This is a genomic window from Paenibacillus sp. N22P23 (genome assembly GCF_059383735.1).
The window spans coordinates 2,198,370-2,218,486 of sequence record NZ_JBXENT010000001.1 but is presented as its reverse complement, the minus strand read 5'-3'; the positions used below and the strand labels follow the sequence as shown (position 1 = coordinate 2,218,486).

General features: G+C 47.6%; 11 protein-coding genes. All 11 read left to right on the top strand.

Translation table 11 applies throughout. The annotated features are described in order from the left end of the window. Positions 1-32: 32 nt before the first annotated feature. The 11 genes from AC506A_RS10300 to AC506A_RS10250 all read left to right on the top strand — a co-directional run bounded on the left by AC506A_RS10300 (position 33) and on the right by AC506A_RS10250 (position 20,116). Complete coding sequence (locus AC506A_RS10300) at positions 33-1,871, top strand: cache domain-containing sensor histidine kinase (protein ID WP_495460831.1); 1,839 nt, start codon at positions 33-35, stop codon at positions 1,869-1,871. Beyond that, positions 1,852-3,471, top strand: a complete 1,620-nt coding sequence (locus tag AC506A_RS10295) for a response regulator (RefSeq protein WP_495460830.1) — start codon at positions 1,852-1,854, stop codon at positions 3,469-3,471. The genes AC506A_RS10300 and AC506A_RS10295 overlap by 20 nt, the downstream gene beginning before the upstream one ends. An 89-nt stretch (positions 3,472-3,560) precedes the next feature. After that, complete coding sequence (locus AC506A_RS10290) at positions 3,561-4,970, top strand: extracellular solute-binding protein (RefSeq protein WP_495460829.1); 1,410 nt, start codon at positions 3,561-3,563, stop codon at positions 4,968-4,970. Positions 4,971-5,005: 35 nt separating this feature from the next. Then, on the top strand, positions 5,006-5,881 hold the full coding sequence (locus tag AC506A_RS10285; RefSeq protein ID WP_495460828.1) for a carbohydrate ABC transporter permease: 876 nt from the start codon (positions 5,006-5,008) through the stop codon (positions 5,879-5,881). Further along, positions 5,881-7,212 carry a carbohydrate ABC transporter permease gene (locus AC506A_RS10280; RefSeq protein ID WP_495460827.1) on the top strand — a complete coding sequence of 444 codons (1,332 nt, stop codon included), beginning with the start codon at positions 5,881-5,883 and terminating at the stop codon, positions 7,210-7,212. The genes AC506A_RS10285 and AC506A_RS10280 overlap by 1 nt, the downstream gene beginning before the upstream one ends. A 277-nt stretch (positions 7,213-7,489) precedes the next feature. After that, positions 7,490-9,103, top strand: a complete 1,614-nt coding sequence (locus AC506A_RS10275) for a response regulator transcription factor (protein WP_495460826.1) — start codon at positions 7,490-7,492, stop codon at positions 9,101-9,103. Then, positions 9,100-10,830, top strand: a complete 1,731-nt coding sequence (locus AC506A_RS10270; RefSeq protein WP_495460825.1) for a sensor histidine kinase — start codon at positions 9,100-9,102, stop codon at positions 10,828-10,830. Before AC506A_RS10275 ends, AC506A_RS10270 begins: the two co-directional genes overlap by 4 nt. Before the next feature lie 168 nt (positions 10,831-10,998). Further along, complete coding sequence (locus AC506A_RS10265) at positions 10,999-11,949, top strand: ABC transporter permease (protein WP_495460824.1); 951 nt, start codon at positions 10,999-11,001, stop codon at positions 11,947-11,949. Positions 11,950-11,958: 9 nt separating this feature from the next. Beyond that, positions 11,959-12,861: a carbohydrate ABC transporter permease gene (locus tag AC506A_RS10260; protein WP_495460823.1), complete on the top strand. Its 903-nt coding sequence runs from the start codon at positions 11,959-11,961 to the stop codon at positions 12,859-12,861. A 281-nt stretch (positions 12,862-13,142) separates the two neighbouring features. Further along, positions 13,143-15,140 (top strand): type 2 periplasmic-binding domain-containing protein, encoded by a 1,998-nt coding sequence (locus AC506A_RS10255; protein WP_495460822.1) that lies wholly within the window; start codon positions 13,143-13,145, stop codon positions 15,138-15,140. 146 nt (positions 15,141-15,286) lie between these two features. Further along, complete coding sequence (locus AC506A_RS10250; protein WP_495460821.1) at positions 15,287-20,116, top strand: CBM35 domain-containing protein; 4,830 nt, start codon at positions 15,287-15,289, stop codon at positions 20,114-20,116. Position 20,117 lies beyond the last annotated feature (1 nt).

The window sequence follows — 20,117 nt, the reverse complement described above, 5'->3', positions numbered from 1 at the left end:
TCTTGCCGCTTGAAGCATGGAGGAGGGCATTTGTGAAAGCGCCAACATTTCTACACGCAATCATTCGCTATTTTCAACGATCCATCTACCGTAAAATACTAATCTCCTATCTATTTATCATCGTGCTTACGGTGTCCTTTCTCGTCATGGATGTCTATTTCCGGACAGCCAGCGACCTCAAGCGTCAGTCAATCGAGACGACGGAATTGCTTACGCAGCAGTCATCCGCCACGCTATCTTCTTATATGAACAATGTGAAGAGCTTTGCTTGGAACTATTTTGGCGACACGAACTTTCAGCAATTTGTTAGTCAAATGGGTCAGGATCCGGATTCACTTAGTTATTACAACAGCAAGTTTATGAAGTTTGTTAATGATAATCCAATCATTTCGTACATCTACGTGAACCAATTGGAGGGTTTCGGCATACGATCAGGCCCATCCTCGAACGACGTTACCGATACCGAGCAGGCAAGGCTGACCGATATCGCGATTAAGCTCTCCGGAAAAGGGGCTTGGGTGCAATCGGAAATGTACGACAAGTCTGAAGATGCGGTTGTGAAGACCGTTACGTTCGTGCAGGCGATTAAGAGCATTTCAATTAACTCTCCGGGACCGATTATTGGCGTCATGATGTATGGGTTGTCCAAACCGGAGCTGGAAGCCTGGCTGCAGAATACAGAGGGCAGTTATGGGACGAGATCGTATGTGCTTCGTCAATTGGATGGCGCCGTTATTCAATCGTTAGCGAAGAATGAACCGCCGATCGGGCTTACGGCTGAGCATATGCAAGTGATTCAAGGGAAGAAGAACAGCGGTCATTTCTACATGAACGACCACGAGGGAACCAATCTCGTCGTTTATAAGAAGCTGCCCGGCACGGAATGGGTGCTGGTCTCCCTTGCTCCGAATAAGCTGCTGTTAAAGCCTGTCAGTGATTTTACGAAGCGGATGGCTCTCCTTGTTGCTCTAAGTCTACTTGTCTCGATGGTACTCGCGAGTATTTTCTCATCGAGGACGGTGACACCGCTGAAGGAGCTCAGCAAAGGAATGAAATCGATTGAGTTCGGCAATTACGATGTCAGTATTCCAATACGAGGAATCGATGAGGTTGGCTATTTAAGCGGATCATTTAATCGGATGGCCAAAGAAATCAAACGGCTTATTATGAAGGTGTACGAGACGGAACTCGTGAAGAAAAATGCAGAGATCAAGTCGCTGCAGTCGCAGATCAACCCGCATTTTCTCTATAACACCTTCGGCGTCATCGACAGCTTATCCAGTATGGGCGGCGATCCTCGAATCTCCTTAATCACCAGATCACTTGCGAAAATGTTTCGTTATAACATCAGCGGTAACGATATTTCAACGTTAGCAGCCGAGATGGAGCAAATCCGATTGTACTTGTCGATTCAGAAGATTCGTTTTGACAGCCGCTTGGCCTATTCGGTCTATTTGCAGGAAGGTCTTGAAGAGGTTCCGATTCCGAAGCTGCTCTTTCAGCCTTTGGTCGAGAACAGCATCTTGCATGGCATCAGTAAGCGAATTGAAGGCGGGACTCTTCGAATCGAGGCATCAAGCGAGGATCGGGAACGCATTCAGATTAAAGTGTGGAACACCGGCGAACCGATGAGCGATGACAAGCAAAGGGAGCTGCTGGAGCTGCTGGCATCAGACGCTAGAAGCACCGAAGCCGATTCAGAGCACTCGTCCGTCGGGTTAATGAACGTGCATAACCGGATCCGGCTTCTGTACGGGGACCAATATGGCATTGCATTCGAGAGCAGCAAGGAGCTCGGCACGTCTTTCATCCTGACCATACACTCGACATTGCCCGAAGGAGGGAATGACTTTGAAGATTATCGTGATTGACGACGAACCGATTATTCGGCAGGGCATTATTTATAAAATCAATCAATCCGGTTTGCCGGTTACAGTTGTCGGTGAAGCCGGAGACGGCATTTCCGGCTTGGCGCTAATTCGTACCTTGAAGCCGGATTTGGTCCTCACCGATATTCAAATGCCGGAGCTCAGCGGACTGGATTTAATCCGGCAAGCGAAGGCGCTTGACTCGAAGCTCGAGTTTATTATATTAAGCGGCTATGACGAGTTTGAATATGCCAAATCAGCGATTCGTTATGGAGTCAGCCATTATTTACTCAAGCCTGCTGAAGATGAAGAATTAGTCGAGGCGATGACCGAGATGCTGAACAAGCTGGAAGAAGAGGACAGACGGCAGAAGTCTTTCTCCGAGTTGAAGCTGCTGGAGAAGTCAAGTAAAGAGACGGCAAGGCAGCAGGCACTGACGCAGTTCATTGGGCATGGCGAGCGTTCGCTCGATGCGGAAACGATTGCTGAGCTAAGAGGGGATTGCTCTCATTTTGCCACTGTAGTATTCGTGTTCGAGCCTTTTGTGCTGCCGCATCTGTCTTTCGCCGAAGGGGAAGAGAATCTGCTCTGGTACGCCCTCAAGAACATTATTACGGACAATTTCGAACGCTGCGGTGTTTACGGGACATTATTTCAGCATGCGCTTCAACGCAATGAGCTGGTTTATGTGCTTGGCACTAGCATGGCGACTGAACGCACGACCGCTGCAGGAGCGATGCAGGAAATTCTTCAGGGCATTCGCAAGTTTATGAAGCTTGAGCTTACGGTTGGCATTGGACCTCAAGTGGATCTGATTGAGAAAGTGCAGGAGTCGTACCGCGAGGCTAAGCTGCTCATTCGTGACGCTGTCATTCACGGCAGAAGGCGAATCTATGTGTATGACGCAGCAAGACCGAAGGGGCAAATCCGCAAATCCATTATTGGCGAGGAAGATAAGCAGCTCGTAGGCCAGTGGCTGAAAGATTGGGATGTCGAGAAACTATACCGCTGGATGGACAGGCGTGTTGGGGCCATCGTCCAGGATGCCGATTCTTCGTATATCCATCTGGAATGGTTCTGCATGGACCTTCATCTGTTGTTTCACAAAGAGGTGCTTGCCAATGCCATTGATTCGGAGTGGACAATCGGGGAAACAGAGGACCTGCTGCAATGGCTGCAAGAGGCGTCGCATTGGAGTGAAATGTTGGCACATATGAGACGATCCGCGGCTAATATCATTGGTCATTTGACGAGAAATACAGATCTGACAGGGAAGGACACCATTGAAGCGGTTCGAATCTATATCGAATCCCATTATGCGGAGGCGGTATCCCTGCAGTCCATCTCGGATCGTTTCTTCATTCACCCCAATTATTTCTCCAAGCGGTTCAAAGAGAAGACGGGCAGCAGCTTCATCGAGTTCCTGACCTCCATTCGCATGAGAGAGGCGTCGTCACTGCTGCTGAACAGTGATCTGCTCGTGCATCAGATTGCCGAACGGGTCGGATTCGAGGACCCGGCTTATTTCGGCAGCGTTTTTCGCAAACATTTTGGCGTCTCGCCGAAGCAGTATCGGGAACGGGATAGCTTAACATTTTCATAATGGATGCCTAAGATATTCGCTTAAATTCTCATCATGGAGAACCTACAATTAGAAGTGTCAAGTACACAATGATCGAGGGGGAAACCAGATTGAAGCAGGCTTCAAAGGTTACCGCGATTTCCGCCTTACTGGTGGCATTTGCACTTGTGATTACCTCATGCGGATCAGGTAATTTGGCTAACGAATTTAACGATGCGACCGATGCGGCAGCCAACTCGAATGGAGTTCCTTCTGCGTCATCGAATGAGGATATCGAAATGGTAGAAATTACGGTATGGGATAAGCCGCATGCGGATGATGCGGACAAGTCGCTGAGGGAGCAGCAATTTACTGCTTTTGAAGCAAAATATCCATATATCCAAGTCAACCATGTGGAGCAAACCAAGGGCAAGGAGCGGGAACAGTTCATGACAGCCGTAGCCGGGGGCGAACAGCCGGATGTCTATTACAATGCATACCCGGATATGGCGCCGTATATTGCGCAAGGCATAACAGCGGACATTACGGAGCTGTGGAACGCTTATCCCGATAAAGACAAGTACTTGTCTTCCGCGCTGGATGCAGCAACCGTTGACGGCCAAATCTACGGCGTACCCAGCTCAATGTATGTAACTGCAATGATGTATAACAAGAAAATGTTCAGCGAAGCCGGCCTCGATCCTGCAGCTGCACTTAGAGACTGGGATTCGTTTGCCGAAGCAAGCGCGAAGCTGACCAACCCTGCCAAAGGCATCTATGGCAATGCGATTCTCGGCACGGACTGGGCCGATTGGTTCTTCGAGTACTATGTGTGGCAGGCCGGCGGCGACTTAACGGTGCAGCAGCCGGATGGATCGGTCAAGTTGACGTTCACCTCGAATGCCGCCATACAAGCGATGCAATATTACAAGGATCTGAAATGGAAGCATAAAGCGACGCAGAAGAACGTCGTCCAAAGTCTTGATGACAATCAGAAGGACTTCTACACCGGTCATGCCGCTACGACGGTGGCCGCTTCGGACTGGTTCGGCAGCATGATTTCCAAAGGGATGGACATTGCGGATATCGGCTTTGCCGCTCTTCCTGCAGGACCGTCAGGCAAATCCCCTTCACAAGTCGGCGGCAGCTACTTGATCATTAATCCGAAGGCTTCCAAGGAAGTACAGCAGGCAGCATTCACCTATGCGACATATGTAACGTCCAGAGAAGTTATCGAATCGCAGCTCCAGTATGCGAAGGATAACGGTCTGTTCCCGAACCTGCTTTCTGTCCGCTCAGATGTGGATGTGACGCAATATGTAGAAGGTCTTTCCCCGGATTTGGTGACTGGCGTTCAGAATGCGGCAAAGGAAACACATGTGGAATATTTCTTGAAATCCAGCCTTAGCCCTTATGTGGTGAAAGCCATTCAAAGGGTCTTGCTAGACTCGAGTGCAGATCCGAAGACAGAACTGCAAGCAGCGCAAGACCTGGCACAGAAGGAAGTTGCGGACCCTTATAATGCTGGGTTCAACCCATAAATCGATTGATGCCCAGGGAGGGAGCGGATCTGCCTATGAAGATGAGAATAACGATCCGCTGGATGCCGGTGTTATTCCTGTTCCCTTCTGTCGTTTGTTATTTGTTATTCAAATATTACCCGCTGCTTCACATGATCTATATCAGCTTCTTCGATTACAGCATCGTGAATCCGCCGGGTCGATTCATTGGTTTGGACAACTATGTTCAGTTTCTGCGGACGTCGACGTTCTGGCTTGCCGTCAAGAATACGTTTATTTTCTTCCTGCTGTATATGGCGTTGACCTTCTGGCTGCCGATTGCGCAGGCATTATTCTTAAGTGAGATTCGCAGGGCGAACGGTTTCTTCCGATTTCTCTACCAGCTGCCAACGATCGTTCCTCTGGTAGCAGGCGTATTGGTCTGGAAATGGATGTACAATCCGGATTACGGCTTGCTTAACTATTGGCTGTCGAAGATCGGGTTAGGCCCATATTTGTGGCTGAGTGACTTGCAGATGACGAAGCTTGCCATCGTATTGCCCGGATTCTTTGCCAGCGGCGGCATCTCGCTTCTGCTTTACTATTCTGCCATTCGTTCCATCCCAGTGGAAATGCTCGAAGCGGCAAAAGTAGACGGTGCAGGTCCTTGGAGGCGGTTGTGGACGATGCTTCTGCCGAATATCAAATTCATTGTCATTATCAATTTCGTCTCCTTCATGTCTGGCGTTCTCCTGGCTTATGACAACATTTATGTCATGACGCAGGGCGGACCTGCTGGCAGCACAACAGTGGTATCAATGCTGATTGTACACACGGCGTTCCAGCAATCCAAATTTGGCATCTCCGGAGCCATGTCTCTGTTTATGTTCCTGCTGATTGCGCTGCTTACGTTCGTGCAATATAAATGTTCAGCTGAAAGGGATGGCGTCTGATGAAATCGTCACGCATTGCGGAGAGAGGACAGAGATCGCTGAAGATCACCGCTTATGCGGTCACGCTGTTCTTCACTATTTCGGCGATCGTTCCGATTCTTTGGATGATGCTCTCTTCGTTTAAGAACGAGACGGATATTCAAGCTTACCCGCCTAGATGGCTGCCCAGCATCCCGCAGGCGATTAAGGTTACTTTAGATTATTCGGGATTTGAACAGAAGGATGCACTGTTCTATGAGAAGGAAGCCATGATGGCGACCTGGTACCCGTGGATGAAGAATATCCGAGAAAATATTGGCGAAGTGAGTGTCACGGGAGTCCGAGACGGTAAGCTCCTCTATAAATCTCGTACCTTATCCGCCAACTTCCATGTCGGCCAACCGAATGTGACGCCATCCACCATGTTCAATGCAAAGATGATCAATTTGAAGCTGCCTATAATTCGGGAGAAGGAGCTCTCCGATTTTACGTGGTATGGAGATGGGGAGAAGGCCGCACCATCATTGGACAGAGTAGGTTCTCCGCACGCTTCTGCCGCTGATGCGATTTCTGCGAAATTCAGTCATTTCTACGACTCTACTACGTTCGTGACTGGCAGTGTTGCGGCCATTACCGAATCGCCAAGCTATATGCGGGTGTTTGACAGCTACTTGTCTCTGAATAAATTAGCCCAAGACGTCTCTGGTTCGCTCGGCTTCTTCCAGTATTTCAAGAACAGTGCGATTATTACGTTTGCAAGTGTGGTCATGCAGCTTATTCTCGGCGGGTTAGCCGGCTATACGTTGTCGCAATTAATAAGAAGCAGGCGATGGCAATTATTCTGGATCATGTTCTTTCTGGCGACGATGATGATTCCGGATATTTCGCTTCTGCTGCCGCTCTATTTGCTGATGAAAGACTTGCATTTAGTGAATACATTGCTGGCCGTTATCTTGCCGCACTCGGCTTGGGGCATCGTTGTTTTCCTGTTCAAGGGCTTCTTTGATCAGCTGTCTCGGGAGCTGATGCAAGCGGCCCGAGTCGATGGCGCGTCGGAATTTCGCACCTTTACTCAAATCGTCATTCCGCTCTCCGTACCCGTATTCACGGTCGTGGCGGTCATGACTTTTATACCGGTGTGGAACGAATTCGTATGGCCGCTCGTCGTGAACAATTTGCCTATCAATTGGACGTTTACCGTGGCGTTAAACAATTTACAGACTCAGAGCGGCGTCCAGCAAAATATGATCATGGCGAGCTCCTTCATCTCGATGCTTCCACTGCTGGTCGTGTTTATGACCTCGCAGAAATACATCGAGAAAGGTGTCGCGTACTCAGGTGTGAAGGGGTAGTTTCATTCCAATAACGAGAGCAAAACCCTTGAGAAATCAAGGGTTCTTTGCTCTGTTTATTGATTAGTTGGGGGAGTTCGTAGTAGGATGCACACCGCGGCGGGCAGGATCAGATGGCACATATTGGGACAAGTTTTTGCTGCAACGGAACTTGTAACTTGAATCGGGCAGATGTTCCACAGCATAATTCAGCGCGCCAAATAAATCTTGCTATTAAAACGCTTTCACTATATTTTTATGGTAACAGAGTTAGAAAAGGGTTTTGAGGGGGACTAGCATGTATAGGATGTTCATCGTGGATGACAACAAGTACGAGCGCAATGGTCTTAAAAATCATATTGATTGGGCATCGCTTGGCATTGAAGTAGTGGCAACCTTCCCGAATGGTGCGGAAGCGCTGGAGCGAATCGATGAACTCAAGCCGCATCTGATCGTAACGGATATCGCGATGCCGGTTATGAACGGGGTTCAGTTATCCGAGCAGATCTATCAGCGTTATCCTGAAATAAAAGTCATCTTCATCAGCTGCCACAGTGATTTCGAATTCGCAAAGTCAGCCGTCGATTTAGGCATCTATGGTTATGTTCTCAAACCGATCATCGCCGATGAGCTCGTTACGGCGGTGAAGAAGCTCGTCCATGATATCGATATCAAGCATTCGCAATCGATGGAGAAGGAGAGCATGCTGCAGCAGCTGGAAATGATGCTGCCGCTCGTGCAAGAGCAGTTCTTCAAGGAGCTGCTGCTCGGTAATTTTCACAATGAGGCCGACATCGTCAAACGAATGGCGTTCTTGAAAGTTGCCGTCAGGCCGCATGACCGAATTCATGTGTTATCCATTCAGCTTCATGAAGCGGAAGAGAAGGCAGTAGATCATGGCGTGGCGGATGCGTATTTCGTCTCTTATTCCGTCAAGAGAAGCATTACCTCCTTGAGTACAGGCAACCGTTATATTTATCCGATTCAATTTTCCCCCTTGGATTATGCTGCCATTATCTTTGATGCCGATGAGGACGACAATGTTATGAATACAGCCGTAGAGATCAGTATGGAGATCAGCAGAAGAGTGGAACTCACGGCCATTACCGGAATCAGTAAAGTTTCCGGAGAGATCGCGCAAATCTCGACCTTATATAAACAGGCGCAGAAGGCGGTTCATACCCGGTTCTACAGCGGCAGCAACCCGATTATTACCTTTGAAGAAATCGAAGACCGCACGGACGTACCTTTCGAGGAGCTGCCGAATCTCGAAGCGGTCTATCAGGATTTGAAAACCCTGATGATCTACAGCACGGCAACAGATGTCAGAGAGTTCGTCGACAAATATTTAGGCGACCGGGTATCCCGGCAGGATGCCAACTATGTGAAGAACTTTGCTTTCATGGTCGTGAATATTACGCGGATCATTCTGCAGGAGGCGAATCAATCGTTCCGCGATTTGGCCGAGGACGATATGCTGGTTTGGAAGCAATTCAGCCAGCCGGATACGCCGATCAATGTAAGCGAGAAAATCTACCAATGGCTCATGACCATTATCGATCGCTTATCCGAGAAGAACACGAGTAAGAATACGAAGGTCGTCGACACGATCAAGGAGATCGTCAAGTCGAAGTACCACGAGCAGATCACGATCGAGGATATCTCGAAGTCGGTCTACTTAAGCGGCAGATACGCGAATGCGCTGTTCAAGAAGGAAATCGGCAAAACCATCTTCGACTATGTCATCGAAGTGCGAATCGACGCGGCAAAGAAGCTGCTTAAGGACAAGGATAGCAGGGTGGCGTCCGTTGCCGAAGAAGTCGGCTACATGAATACATCGTATTTCTGCCTGGCCTTCAAGAAGAACGTTGGCATGACGCCCGCAGAATACAAGAGTAAGGTTGTCTTATGATCGGGAAGCTGACGTACCGACACAAAATCGCCGCGATCATCTTCGTTTTCGCTTTTCTGCCTATGATTATTCTTGGCGCACTGATGATCCAGAAAGTGTGGGGTGCCAAGGAGCAAGAGATTATTAACAAGAACGATATTCAGCTGACAAGCAGCGTGAACGGGATTAATAGCTTGCTGTCCTCAAACATGGATAAGTTGATGGCTATTAATAATAACTTCTATATTTTCAATTATTTAGATACGAAGACAGATCAAAATCTCGTTGGGGTTATGAATTTCAGCGACTATTTGCAGAGTGTCATCGCTGCGATGAAGTCTGATAATCCGACCGTTAACTTTCAAATCTATTCGATTGAAGATACCGAGTATGACGGGGACTACTTGAGAAGCATACAGAACCTGGAGAATGTGCGAGAATCGGCAAGTATGAGTCTGAAAGATGAAATTCTGCATTATGATGAATCCCAGATTTTATGGAAATATCGGACGATTAAAGCCCAATTCAGCGAAGAGGAAAACACGTATCTGTTCGGCTACAAGAAGATTATGTCGCTGGACACTCCTCTGGCCATTATTGAACTGCAAATTCCGGTTAAGCAAATTACGGCCTTCTTCACCTATGATATTCCGGCAGGCAGCTACATCGTTAACGAAGCCGATGGGAAGAAACAGTGGGTGAAAGGCGGGGGGATCGAAGCGATCCCAGAGGGAAAGCCGGATAACGATTATTACATCATCCACAAAGAGCTGAAACCAGGGATTGGCGATATCACGATGTACGTTCCGAAAAGACTGGTGCTTCAGGAGTTAAAGGGTTACTTGATCACGGTGCTCATTATTTTCATTCTGTTGATCGGCATCCTGTTTGTCACCGTTGAGATGGTTTCTTATTTCCTGACTAAGAAGCTCGAAGCGCTTTTTAGGAAAATGAACACGAATGTCGAAAGCTTAATCAGCAGCGACAGCTTTGTGCCCTTCGAAGAAACCGAGGATGAATTCGGGAAGATGGGACGTATTTTCTATGAGCTGACGTTGCGGATCAAGGAGTATTATCGGAGAATCACCGATTATGAGTTGGAGAAAACGGTGCTGGAGACGCAGCTGCTGCAAGAGCGGTTCAATCCGCATTTTCTTTACAATACACTCTCGACATTCAGATGGATCTATAACGACCCGAAGGTTCATGAGGTCGTGGATTCTATGGTGAAGTACTACCGAATTGCACTGAACAAAGGAAGCAGCATCATCACGATCGAGCAGGAAACGGAGATGATCCGCGAGTATTTGCGCCTCCAGATGTTCGCATATGGCAGCGAGTTTGATTATGACATCGACATCGAAGATGACACCGGTCAGCAGCTGGTATTGAAGAATCTTCTCCAGCCAATTGTGGAGAATGCGTTCTTACACGGCATTAGCGGACGAGAAACAGGCGGCAGCATTACGATTCGGGTCAGCAGATATGCGGAAAACATTCGCTTTGAAATTGCGGACAATGGACTTGGAATGGGTCCTGAGAAGATCAAGCGCATACTCGAAGGTGCGGAAGAAGGCAAATACAGCGGCTACGGGATGAAGAATGTCCGCAATCGAATGGAAACGTATTATGGGGAAGGCTACGGCCTCGAAATTGAAAGCGAGCCCGGCCAAGGAACGAAAGTTATTCTAACGACACCTGGCAATTACAATGCCGATCAGATGGTAGTGAAATCAATTTCTGCGTAACCACCCATGACCTTATTCCGATGTTCATATCGGGATAAGGTCATTTTATTACAATCAGGATATCCTGATTCCGTTAATTGTGATCCGAATATTTACTATTTCGAATAATGAAAGCGTTCTATAATTCAATCATACCAGAGAAAAGCTAGCGATGAGAGAGGAGGGAATATGTTGAAAACGATTGCAACTCAAGTGCCGTTGAAGAAAACCGTACGTGCCAAATTGCTAAAAAACATTCAGACGAATCTGTTTGGTTACCTGCTAATGCTGCCATCCATCGTTTTAACATTCATATTTTCCTACTTGCCGATGCCCGGGTTATTGTCAGCCTTCCAGGATTACAATATGTTCGCGGGATTATGGAAAAGCGATTGGGTTGGATTGATTCATTTCAAGGAGATCTTCCAAATTCCTATGTTGTGGGGTTCCATTATCAATACGCTGAAGCTAAGCACACTTACCATTATCGTCGGATTCCCGGCGCCGATCATTCTGGCGCTCATGATAAATGAGTTGAAGAACGGTTTGTACAAGAGAAGTGTTCAAACGCTGACTTACCTGCCTCACTTCCTTTCCTGGATCGCCGTCGTAGGTCTCTGCTACTCTTTCTTCGATTCCTACGGACCGTTGAACGATCTGCGGGTTGCCGTTCTCGGACCGAATACGGAGCGGGAAATGTACTTATCGAATCAAGGTCTGTTTCTTCCCTTGCTGCTTCTGCTGAGCGTTTGGAAAGAAGTGGGCTGGGGCACGATCGTCTATCTCGCAACGATTACATCGATCGACCCGCATCTCTATGAAGCCGCTAAGATGGACGGCGCCAACCGGTTCAAACAGCATCTGCATATTACGCTGCCGGGGCTGAAGCAAACGACGATTCTGCTGCTGCTGTTTACGCTCGGAACGTTGTTCGCCAGTAACTTCGAGCTTGTCTACGGCATGCAGAACGCCTTCATTAATTTCGATGTTATCGCAACCGTTATCTTCTCCTCGGGTATTCAACAAGGCAGTTACTCCTTAGCCACTGCCGTTGGATTCGCACAAGGGCTGGTCGCATTGCTATTGATCATCATTGCAAACAAGATATCGAAGAAAATATCAGGGGTATCGATATGGTAGGAGGTCCAGATGAGTCACGAATCCAGTGCATACAAACTATTTAAATACGGGAACATCAGCCTCCTGTTCATTCTGGTCGTAGCGATGATATTCCCTTATGTGAATGTACTCGCGATAGCCTTTAACGATCCGATGGATTCGCAGTTCGGGGGCATTACCTTCTGGCCGAGGGTGTTCACGACCGATAACTTCGAGGTGTTGTTTCGTAATAAAGACATCATTACAGCAACAGGCGTATCGATCATGCGTGTGGTCATCGGAACCTTAATTGCGCTGGTCGTCCAATATATGTGCGCCTACGCCTTTACCATCAAGGATTTCAAAGGCAAAGCGGTTATCCTGATGTTTCTGATGATTCCGATGTACTTTAACGGGGGACTAATCCCGCAGTACCTTCTATTCTCCAAAATGCACATGCTTAACAGCTTTCTGGTCTATGTACTTCCGGTCTCCTTCAGCTTATACAATATGGTCATCATTCGATCGTATCTGTACAGTATTCCGGGAAGCCTTGCGGAGTCAGCGCGAATTGACGGAGCCAATGAGTTCATCATTATGTTCCGAGTGTATGTACCTTTATCTATGCCGATTATAGCGGTTCTCGCATTATGGAGTGCAGTTGGACATTGGAATGATTGGACGACAACGCTGTATTTTATAACCGACAAGCATTTGTATACGCTTCAATATATCCTGATGCAAATCCTCAGAGAAGGCGAGAGAATCTCGAAGCTGTTGGAAGAAGCGATTAGGATGGGGACTGCCGGAGCGACAAGTACCCCTCGCCAAATGACGCCGGCCGCGATTCGGGCAGCCAATATTATCATCACCACCATCCCAATCGTTGTTGTGTATCCATTCCTGCAGAAGTACTTCGTGCAAGGAATTACGCTAGGAGCCGTGAAAGAGTAACGAAAGCCGATCTGGATCACTATTTATGGAGGTGAGGCCTACAGTCGTCTGTGATAGAGTAGTAGAGGGGAAACGAGTATTTAAGGGGATCATACGGATGCAAGACATGAAAAAAGAACATATCGAAGAGTGAAAGCGGGCTAATCTGTCGCCAAACCTACTAGCCGGCCGATCTCATGAATATGTTCTCGTGATTGTAGCACTTCTATTATCGCATATCTTTACCAGCTCATACCACACCTATTTTGATAATTGGATTGACAAATAAGGGAGGATTATGTGTGAAGAAGCAACTATCAACTGGCGTACGCCTATCGCTGACGGCAGCATTGTCTGTGGCCATGCTGGCCGGCTGCTCGAATAATAATAATGAACCTGCGAAGAACGATGCAAGCGCTGCCACAAATACGAATACGGAAGCTGCAACAACGAATACAACGGAAACGGCTGAGAACGCTGCTCCGGCTGAGCAATTGTACTATGACATGTATGACAAAGTAACAGACAGCTCGGACTTTCCGGATTGGACAGGGAAACAACTGAAGCTGAAATTGTGGTATTCACACGGTACAGGAGAGCCTACTCACAATTCAGCGGAACAAGATGTTGTTACACCTGAGGCTAAACGGGTAACCGGTGTCGAAATCGATCAAGAAAATTCGTTCGACAACGGCGGTCAAGATTTGAACGTGAAGATGGGCATGCTGAATGCGGCGAACGATTGGCCGGATATTGTGATGAGTTCTGATGTGACCCAATTGACTGACCTTATCAAAGCAGGCAAGGTATACGATTTGACCGACGTAATCACCAAATATGCGCCGAACTTGGCAAAGAGAATGCCGACTGACAAGTTACCGAAAGTGCAGGAAACGATTACGATCAAAAATTTGGATGGAAAAACCTATGCATTCCCTCTCGAGCTTGGTGACCCGGACAACACGTTGAAGGTACTTGATCCTTCGTTCGTCAGTCCTAACTCCCTAAGCGCACCGGATGGAAGCGGCTCGATTTGGGTGCGTGATGATCTTCTGAAGAAGCTGTACCCGGCGGCTAAAACGCAAGATGAGATCGATGCCCTGTATGTGAAAAACGGTGGCAAGTTTACGAAAGAAGAACTTTATGATGTGCCGCTGAAAACGAAGGATGATTTCTACAAATTCCTTTACGACATGCAAGCTCTGGTCAAGAAAGAAAATATTAAAGAAAACGGCAAGCCGGTTGAAATCACTTATGCATTCGGCGGCGGTGACAACTGGAGCACATTGACGATGCTTCAAACGTACTTGAACCGTCTTCCTGCTAATAATAACTATTTCACCTACTATGACAAGAAGACAAAACAAGTCGAGTTCATGTTCCAACAAGAGTGGTTTAAACAAACGCTGCTGGAGTTCAATAAGCTTGTTCGCGATAAAGTTATGGATCCAAAATCGTTGCTTGAGAACCAAGCTACGCACACAGAGAAGATTAATAACGGTCAATATGCGGTAGCGTATCTGTTTGATACTCCGGATGAGAGCGTAATGAAAGCAGCCGGCAAGAAGTTCAGATATCGTAAAGTGTTCCTAGATTCGCCGGCCAATACGGATCAGTTCATCTCTCCAACAGGACCTACCGGAAATAACCAAAGCATCCTGATCTTTAAAGACAAAGTAGCAGAAGAAGATCTGCCGCAAATCGTCCATTACCTCGATTACATGGTCTCTGAAGTCGGCGAGAAAATGTATACTTGGGGTCCGAAAAGTGCGGGATTGTTCGATGAGAAAGACGGCAAGCGCGTATTTAAGGATAAAGATCTAGAAGATGCAATGGTATACAACAAAGACAACGGAGCTAACAATAAGTACAACCTGCATAATAACAGACTCGGTTCTTCGTCTAAACAATGGCCGCCATACCCAACTTACATGTGGGGCGGATCGAATGTAACACCGGGTTACGCATACGACAAAGTTCTATCACCTGGCGATGGACTCAGTTTCTTTAACCCAGGCAATCTGCCTAATAATTCAACTTCAACGATTACGACAACGATCAAAATAGACCCGGCAATCTGGAATTTCTTTAGTCCTGTACCGAGTGTAGATAAGTTCTGGAAGGGCAGAGATGCATTCGAGAAAGCACTGACGAAAACGATGGCTGCGAAAGACGATGCCCAATTCGAGGATATGTGGAAAACATTCAGCGACATTGCTGCGAAGAATGGTGCAACGGATCAAACGCTGAAAGAAATCAATGATTACTTCCTTAAAGGCAACGAAGGCATGTTGCCGTAACGCATAGCTTCTCAGACATGCACTCCCTGGCTATATATGAATTTATCGTTCATGTGTAGTCAGGGATATCTTTTGCCTTTTTTTGCGAAAAATGCCTTAAAAAAGCTCGATATTGAAAGCGATTACAATTTTTAGGAGGTTTGAGCATGTCCGCATTGCAAGGAAATAAGAAGAAGCTGCTGCGAGCTGCAAGCTCTACGCTGCTGGCAATGACGATTATCATCCCTTATATCACACCTACGCAGAAGGTCCAAGCAGCCGAGCTTGGTTATTATGTCGGCGGCGACAACGCTTCGGACAGCAACTCGGGAACGTCTTCCGAGCCGTTTGCAACGATCCAGAAAGCAGCTAGTGTTGCAGCGGCCGGCGACACGGTCTTTATCCGCAGTGGAACATATCGAGAGACGGTTACGCCTGCAAATTCCGGAACGGAAGGCAATCCAATCGTGTATCGGCCTGATGGCGATGCCGTTGTAACGATTAGCGGTGCAGATGTTGCAGATGGAGATTGGTCCGTTTATCAAGGCAATATCTATGAGAAAACAATTGCGCTTCCGGTAACAGGCTACAACGATCATATGACAAACAACTATACGCTCATGGCAAACCAAGTGTTCATCGATGGCAAAATGATGATCGAAGCACGCTGGCCGAATCTACCGAATTCGGATGATCTGATGAACCGTGCGGATTGGCGAGAAGCGAAGAATGGGACTTGGGCTACAGTAGGCTCTGGTATGACGGTCGATGACGCGGATATCCCGAATATCGAAGGCGGCTGGGTTGGCGGCCAGATGTGGATGACAGGCTGGTTTATCCCGTCGACCGCTCAGATTACGGCCCAGACCGGCACGAAGCTGACGCTTTCGAAGAACACAGTTGAAGCGTTCCGTGATTATTACTATCTCACGGGTAAGCTAGGTGCGCTCGACAGTGCGAAGGAATGGTTCTATGACGGAACGAAGCTCTACCTATGGGCTCCCGATGGAAACAGCCCGGAAAACGTTGAGGTGAAGAAACGCAACTACGCCTTTGACTTGAACAACAAATCCAATATCACAATCAACAACATCCATGTAGAAGCAGCTTCATTGGTGACGAATGTCAGCAGCTCGAACATCACAATAGACGGGCTGAAAGCAAAATATATCAACCACAGCGTAACGCTGCCGGGTCCGGATTTGACTTACTCTCACTCGGACGAAACAGGAATCAGACTAATCGGTCTGGGAAGCAGCATTAAGAACAGTGTTATCGAGTACAGTTCCGGCGCAGGTATCGTACTCGGTGAGGGAAACTCGGCCAACAACAATCTGGTACATGACATTGCTTATGATGGGACATATGCGAGCGGTATCGTACCGAAACCTTTTACAGGCAACCAAACGATTACGCACAACACCATCTACAGAACAGGTCGCTCAAGCATCGACATGTATAACAATCCGAATGTCGAGATTGGCTATAACGATATGTACGATTACGGATTAGCCAATATGGACTTAGGTGCGGTCTACTCTTCCAGATCCTCCGATCTAACGGGGACGCGAATTCACCACAACTGGATCCATGATAACAAAGCACCTTATAATATCCCGGATACCGGAATCCAAACAGGTGTTTACCTAGATCAAGGATCGGGTCCTGCACAAGTCGATCACAATGTCCTCTGGAATAATATGATTGACTATTACAACCAACATGAATTTGGTGAAGGCAAGCCTCTCAAGATTTTTAATACCTATAACAATACATTCGGTTCAATGGCTACAGCGTCTTACACCACTTACACAAGCCCGGCGATCGATGTGAATCAGAATAACATTCACCGTGATGCCATCCTTTCCGTAGATAATGCGATCAATACCATTAGACAAAAAACAGATCCTAAATTTGTCAATGATGGCCATGGCGGGCTGAAATACCGCTTGAAAGCAGAATCTCCTGCAGTGGATCATGGCGGTGTTGTTGCCGGAGTAACGGATGGTTTTGTTGGTACAGCTCCCGATATCGGAGCATATGAGCTGGGCGGCGAAGAGTGGGTACCGGGCTATACGGCCGACGGTTATGTGCCGACTTATTACGCTACAGAACAACCACTCGAACCGACACCTCAGCCTCCGACGGCTCCTCCTGTGCTCGGTATGGTCACGATTGATGATGCAGAGACAGGGACTGCTGAATTGAAATACGAGTTTGTCGGCACTTGGAATGCAAGCGCAAATGACAAAGCTTATATGGAAACCGATCATTTCAACAACAAAGCTGACGATTATTACCAAGTGAAATTTACCGGAACGCATATCCGCGTGTACGGAGAGAAAAACAACGGTTTTGGTATTGCTGCCGTTTCCATTGATGGCGGCCCGGAAACCATGGTCGATTCGTATAGTGCGACGCGGTCGGTTAATACATTGTTGTTCTCCAGCGAGACACTTCCGCTTGGCAGCCATACGTTGAAAGTCCGACTGACCGGGGAGAAGAATATAAACTCCGGCGGAAACTGGGTAACTGCCGATCGTGTAGTCGTAACTACAGGAACGGTGACGGTGGATGATAATGAGACAGGTACAGGTCTTTATAAGTATGAGTTTGTAGGCGGATGGAACTTGAGTCCAAACGATCAAGCTTATATGCAGACCGATCATTTCAGCGGAACGGCAAACGATTACTATCAAGTGAAATTTAACGGTACCCAAATCCAAGTGTACGGGGAGAAAAACAGCTCCTTCAGTATTGCGGCATTCTCTATTGACGGTGGCGAAGAAACGCTGGTAGACAGCTACAGCGCTACAAGAATTGTAGATACGTTGCTTTACACCAGTGCGGAGCTGCCAAAAGGCGAGCATACGCTGAAGGTTAGATTGACCGGGACGAAGAACGAGAATTCCGGCGGTAACTGGCATACAGCGGATAAGGTTGTCGTGATCCTGGGATCTGTTGATGCACAAACCACAACCGTTGACGATGACGATACCGGTACAGATGAGAATCAATATGAATTTGTGGGTTCTTGGAATGCAAGCGCAAATGTTGAAGCTTATCTGCAAACCGACCACTTCAGCGGAACGGCGAACGACTATTATCAAGTGAGATTTACGGGCACACAAATCGAAATGTATGGCGAGAAGAACGATGCCTTTGGTATTATCGCCGCATCAATTGACGGCGGTCCTGAAGTGCTGATCGATCTCTATAATGAGGCACGTAAAGCCAATACGCTGCTTTATACAAGCCATACGTTGTCTAACGGAAGCCATACGCTTAAAGTCAGAATTACCGGACTTAAGAATGCATTATCGAAAGGCATCTATACAACGGCAGACCGTGTTGTTATTACGAGCAGTGATATTGAGGCTGCGCAGACAACAACGTTCGACGATACGGATACTGGTACGGACGAGAATCAGTATGAGTTCGTAGGCTCTTGGAATGCAAGCGCGAATGGTCAGGCTTACTTGGAAACCGATCATTTTAATGCGACAACAAATGACTATTATCAATTTAAATTTACGGGTACGCAAGTGAAGATATATGGGGAGAAGAACGATGCCTTCGGTATCATTGCGGTCTCCGTGGACGGCGGACTCGAAACGCTCGTTGACTTGTATAATGTTTCCCGCGATGCCAATACGCTGCTGTACACAAGCCCAGGCTTACCGCTTGAGCAGCATACGGTGAAAGTGAGAATTACAGGGAAGAAGAATGAGAACTCAGGCGGCACCTATACAACCGCAGACCGAATCGTCATTACAACTAGCGGAGCGGTTGATGAGCCAACGCCTACAACGGTGCCTGCACCTGAAGATCCGACGGATCCTACAGATCCTACAGATCCGCCGGCACCCACTCCGGAATCAGCCCCGGACCCAGGTGTTGTCTATGAAGCAGAGGCTGCCGCGCTTGAGGGCGGAACTGCTGTGGCAACCAATCATGACGACTTTACGGGAACAGGCTTCGTGGACAGTTTCAACAGTCAAGGAGCAGCGGTAAGCTTCACCGTAAATACCTTCGCAACCGTAACGAAGGATGTTACGCTGCGTTACGCCAACGGAGATTCGGATATCCGGTCCCTCAGCGTTTATCTCAATGGCGAGAAAATCAAACAAACGAGTTTGATGGGTACCGGAGGCTGGGATGGCTGGGGTTACAAAACCGAGCAATTGGTCCTGCAAGCTGGAGAGAATACCATCACCTACAAATACGATGCAGGCGATACCGGTGCTGTAAATGTCGATAACATCAGCATTCCACTGGATGCGAATCAGGAACACGCACCGGGCGAGAAGTATGAGGCTGAGCTTTCCACGCTTGCCGGAAATGCCAAGGAAAACACCGATCATGCTGGTTATTCCGGCACAGGCTTTGTTGACAGCCTGAGCGGAGATGGAACATCACTTACTTTTACAGTCGATACAGATACTGCAGGAAGCAAAGATGTGACGATCCGTTATGCAGACGGCGACGATGATCGTACGTTATCGCTTTACGTAAATGGCACGAAAATGAAGCAAGTTCATTTCTCCGGAACAGGCAACTGGGATACATGGGGCAACCGGACCGTGAAGCTGACGCTAGCCGCAGGAGAGAATACGATCGCCATTAAGAAGGATGCTGGCGACACGGGACTTATCAACATCGACTATATCAGCATTGCGGGTGAGGAAGTTATTGAGCCGGAACCGACAATTCCGTTTGAAATCATAAACGGAAGTTTAGTTGGTAAGAAAGGTTTTACGGCAGCGGTGACTATTAAACCTGTTGGACAGCATTCGGGCACTGAAGTTATTGTGTTTGAACTGACAAAGAAAAACGGAAAGAAAACGGTAAAGACCGTAACAAAGGATATAACGTCTGAGCAGCAAGTGTCAGTCGCCTTCAATGAAAATGGGCAGCATTATACGGTAAAGGTGTATGTGACAAGTGAAGACGGAACATTGCTTTCGGAAGCGTCTGTATTTGCGCAGAATGAATAAC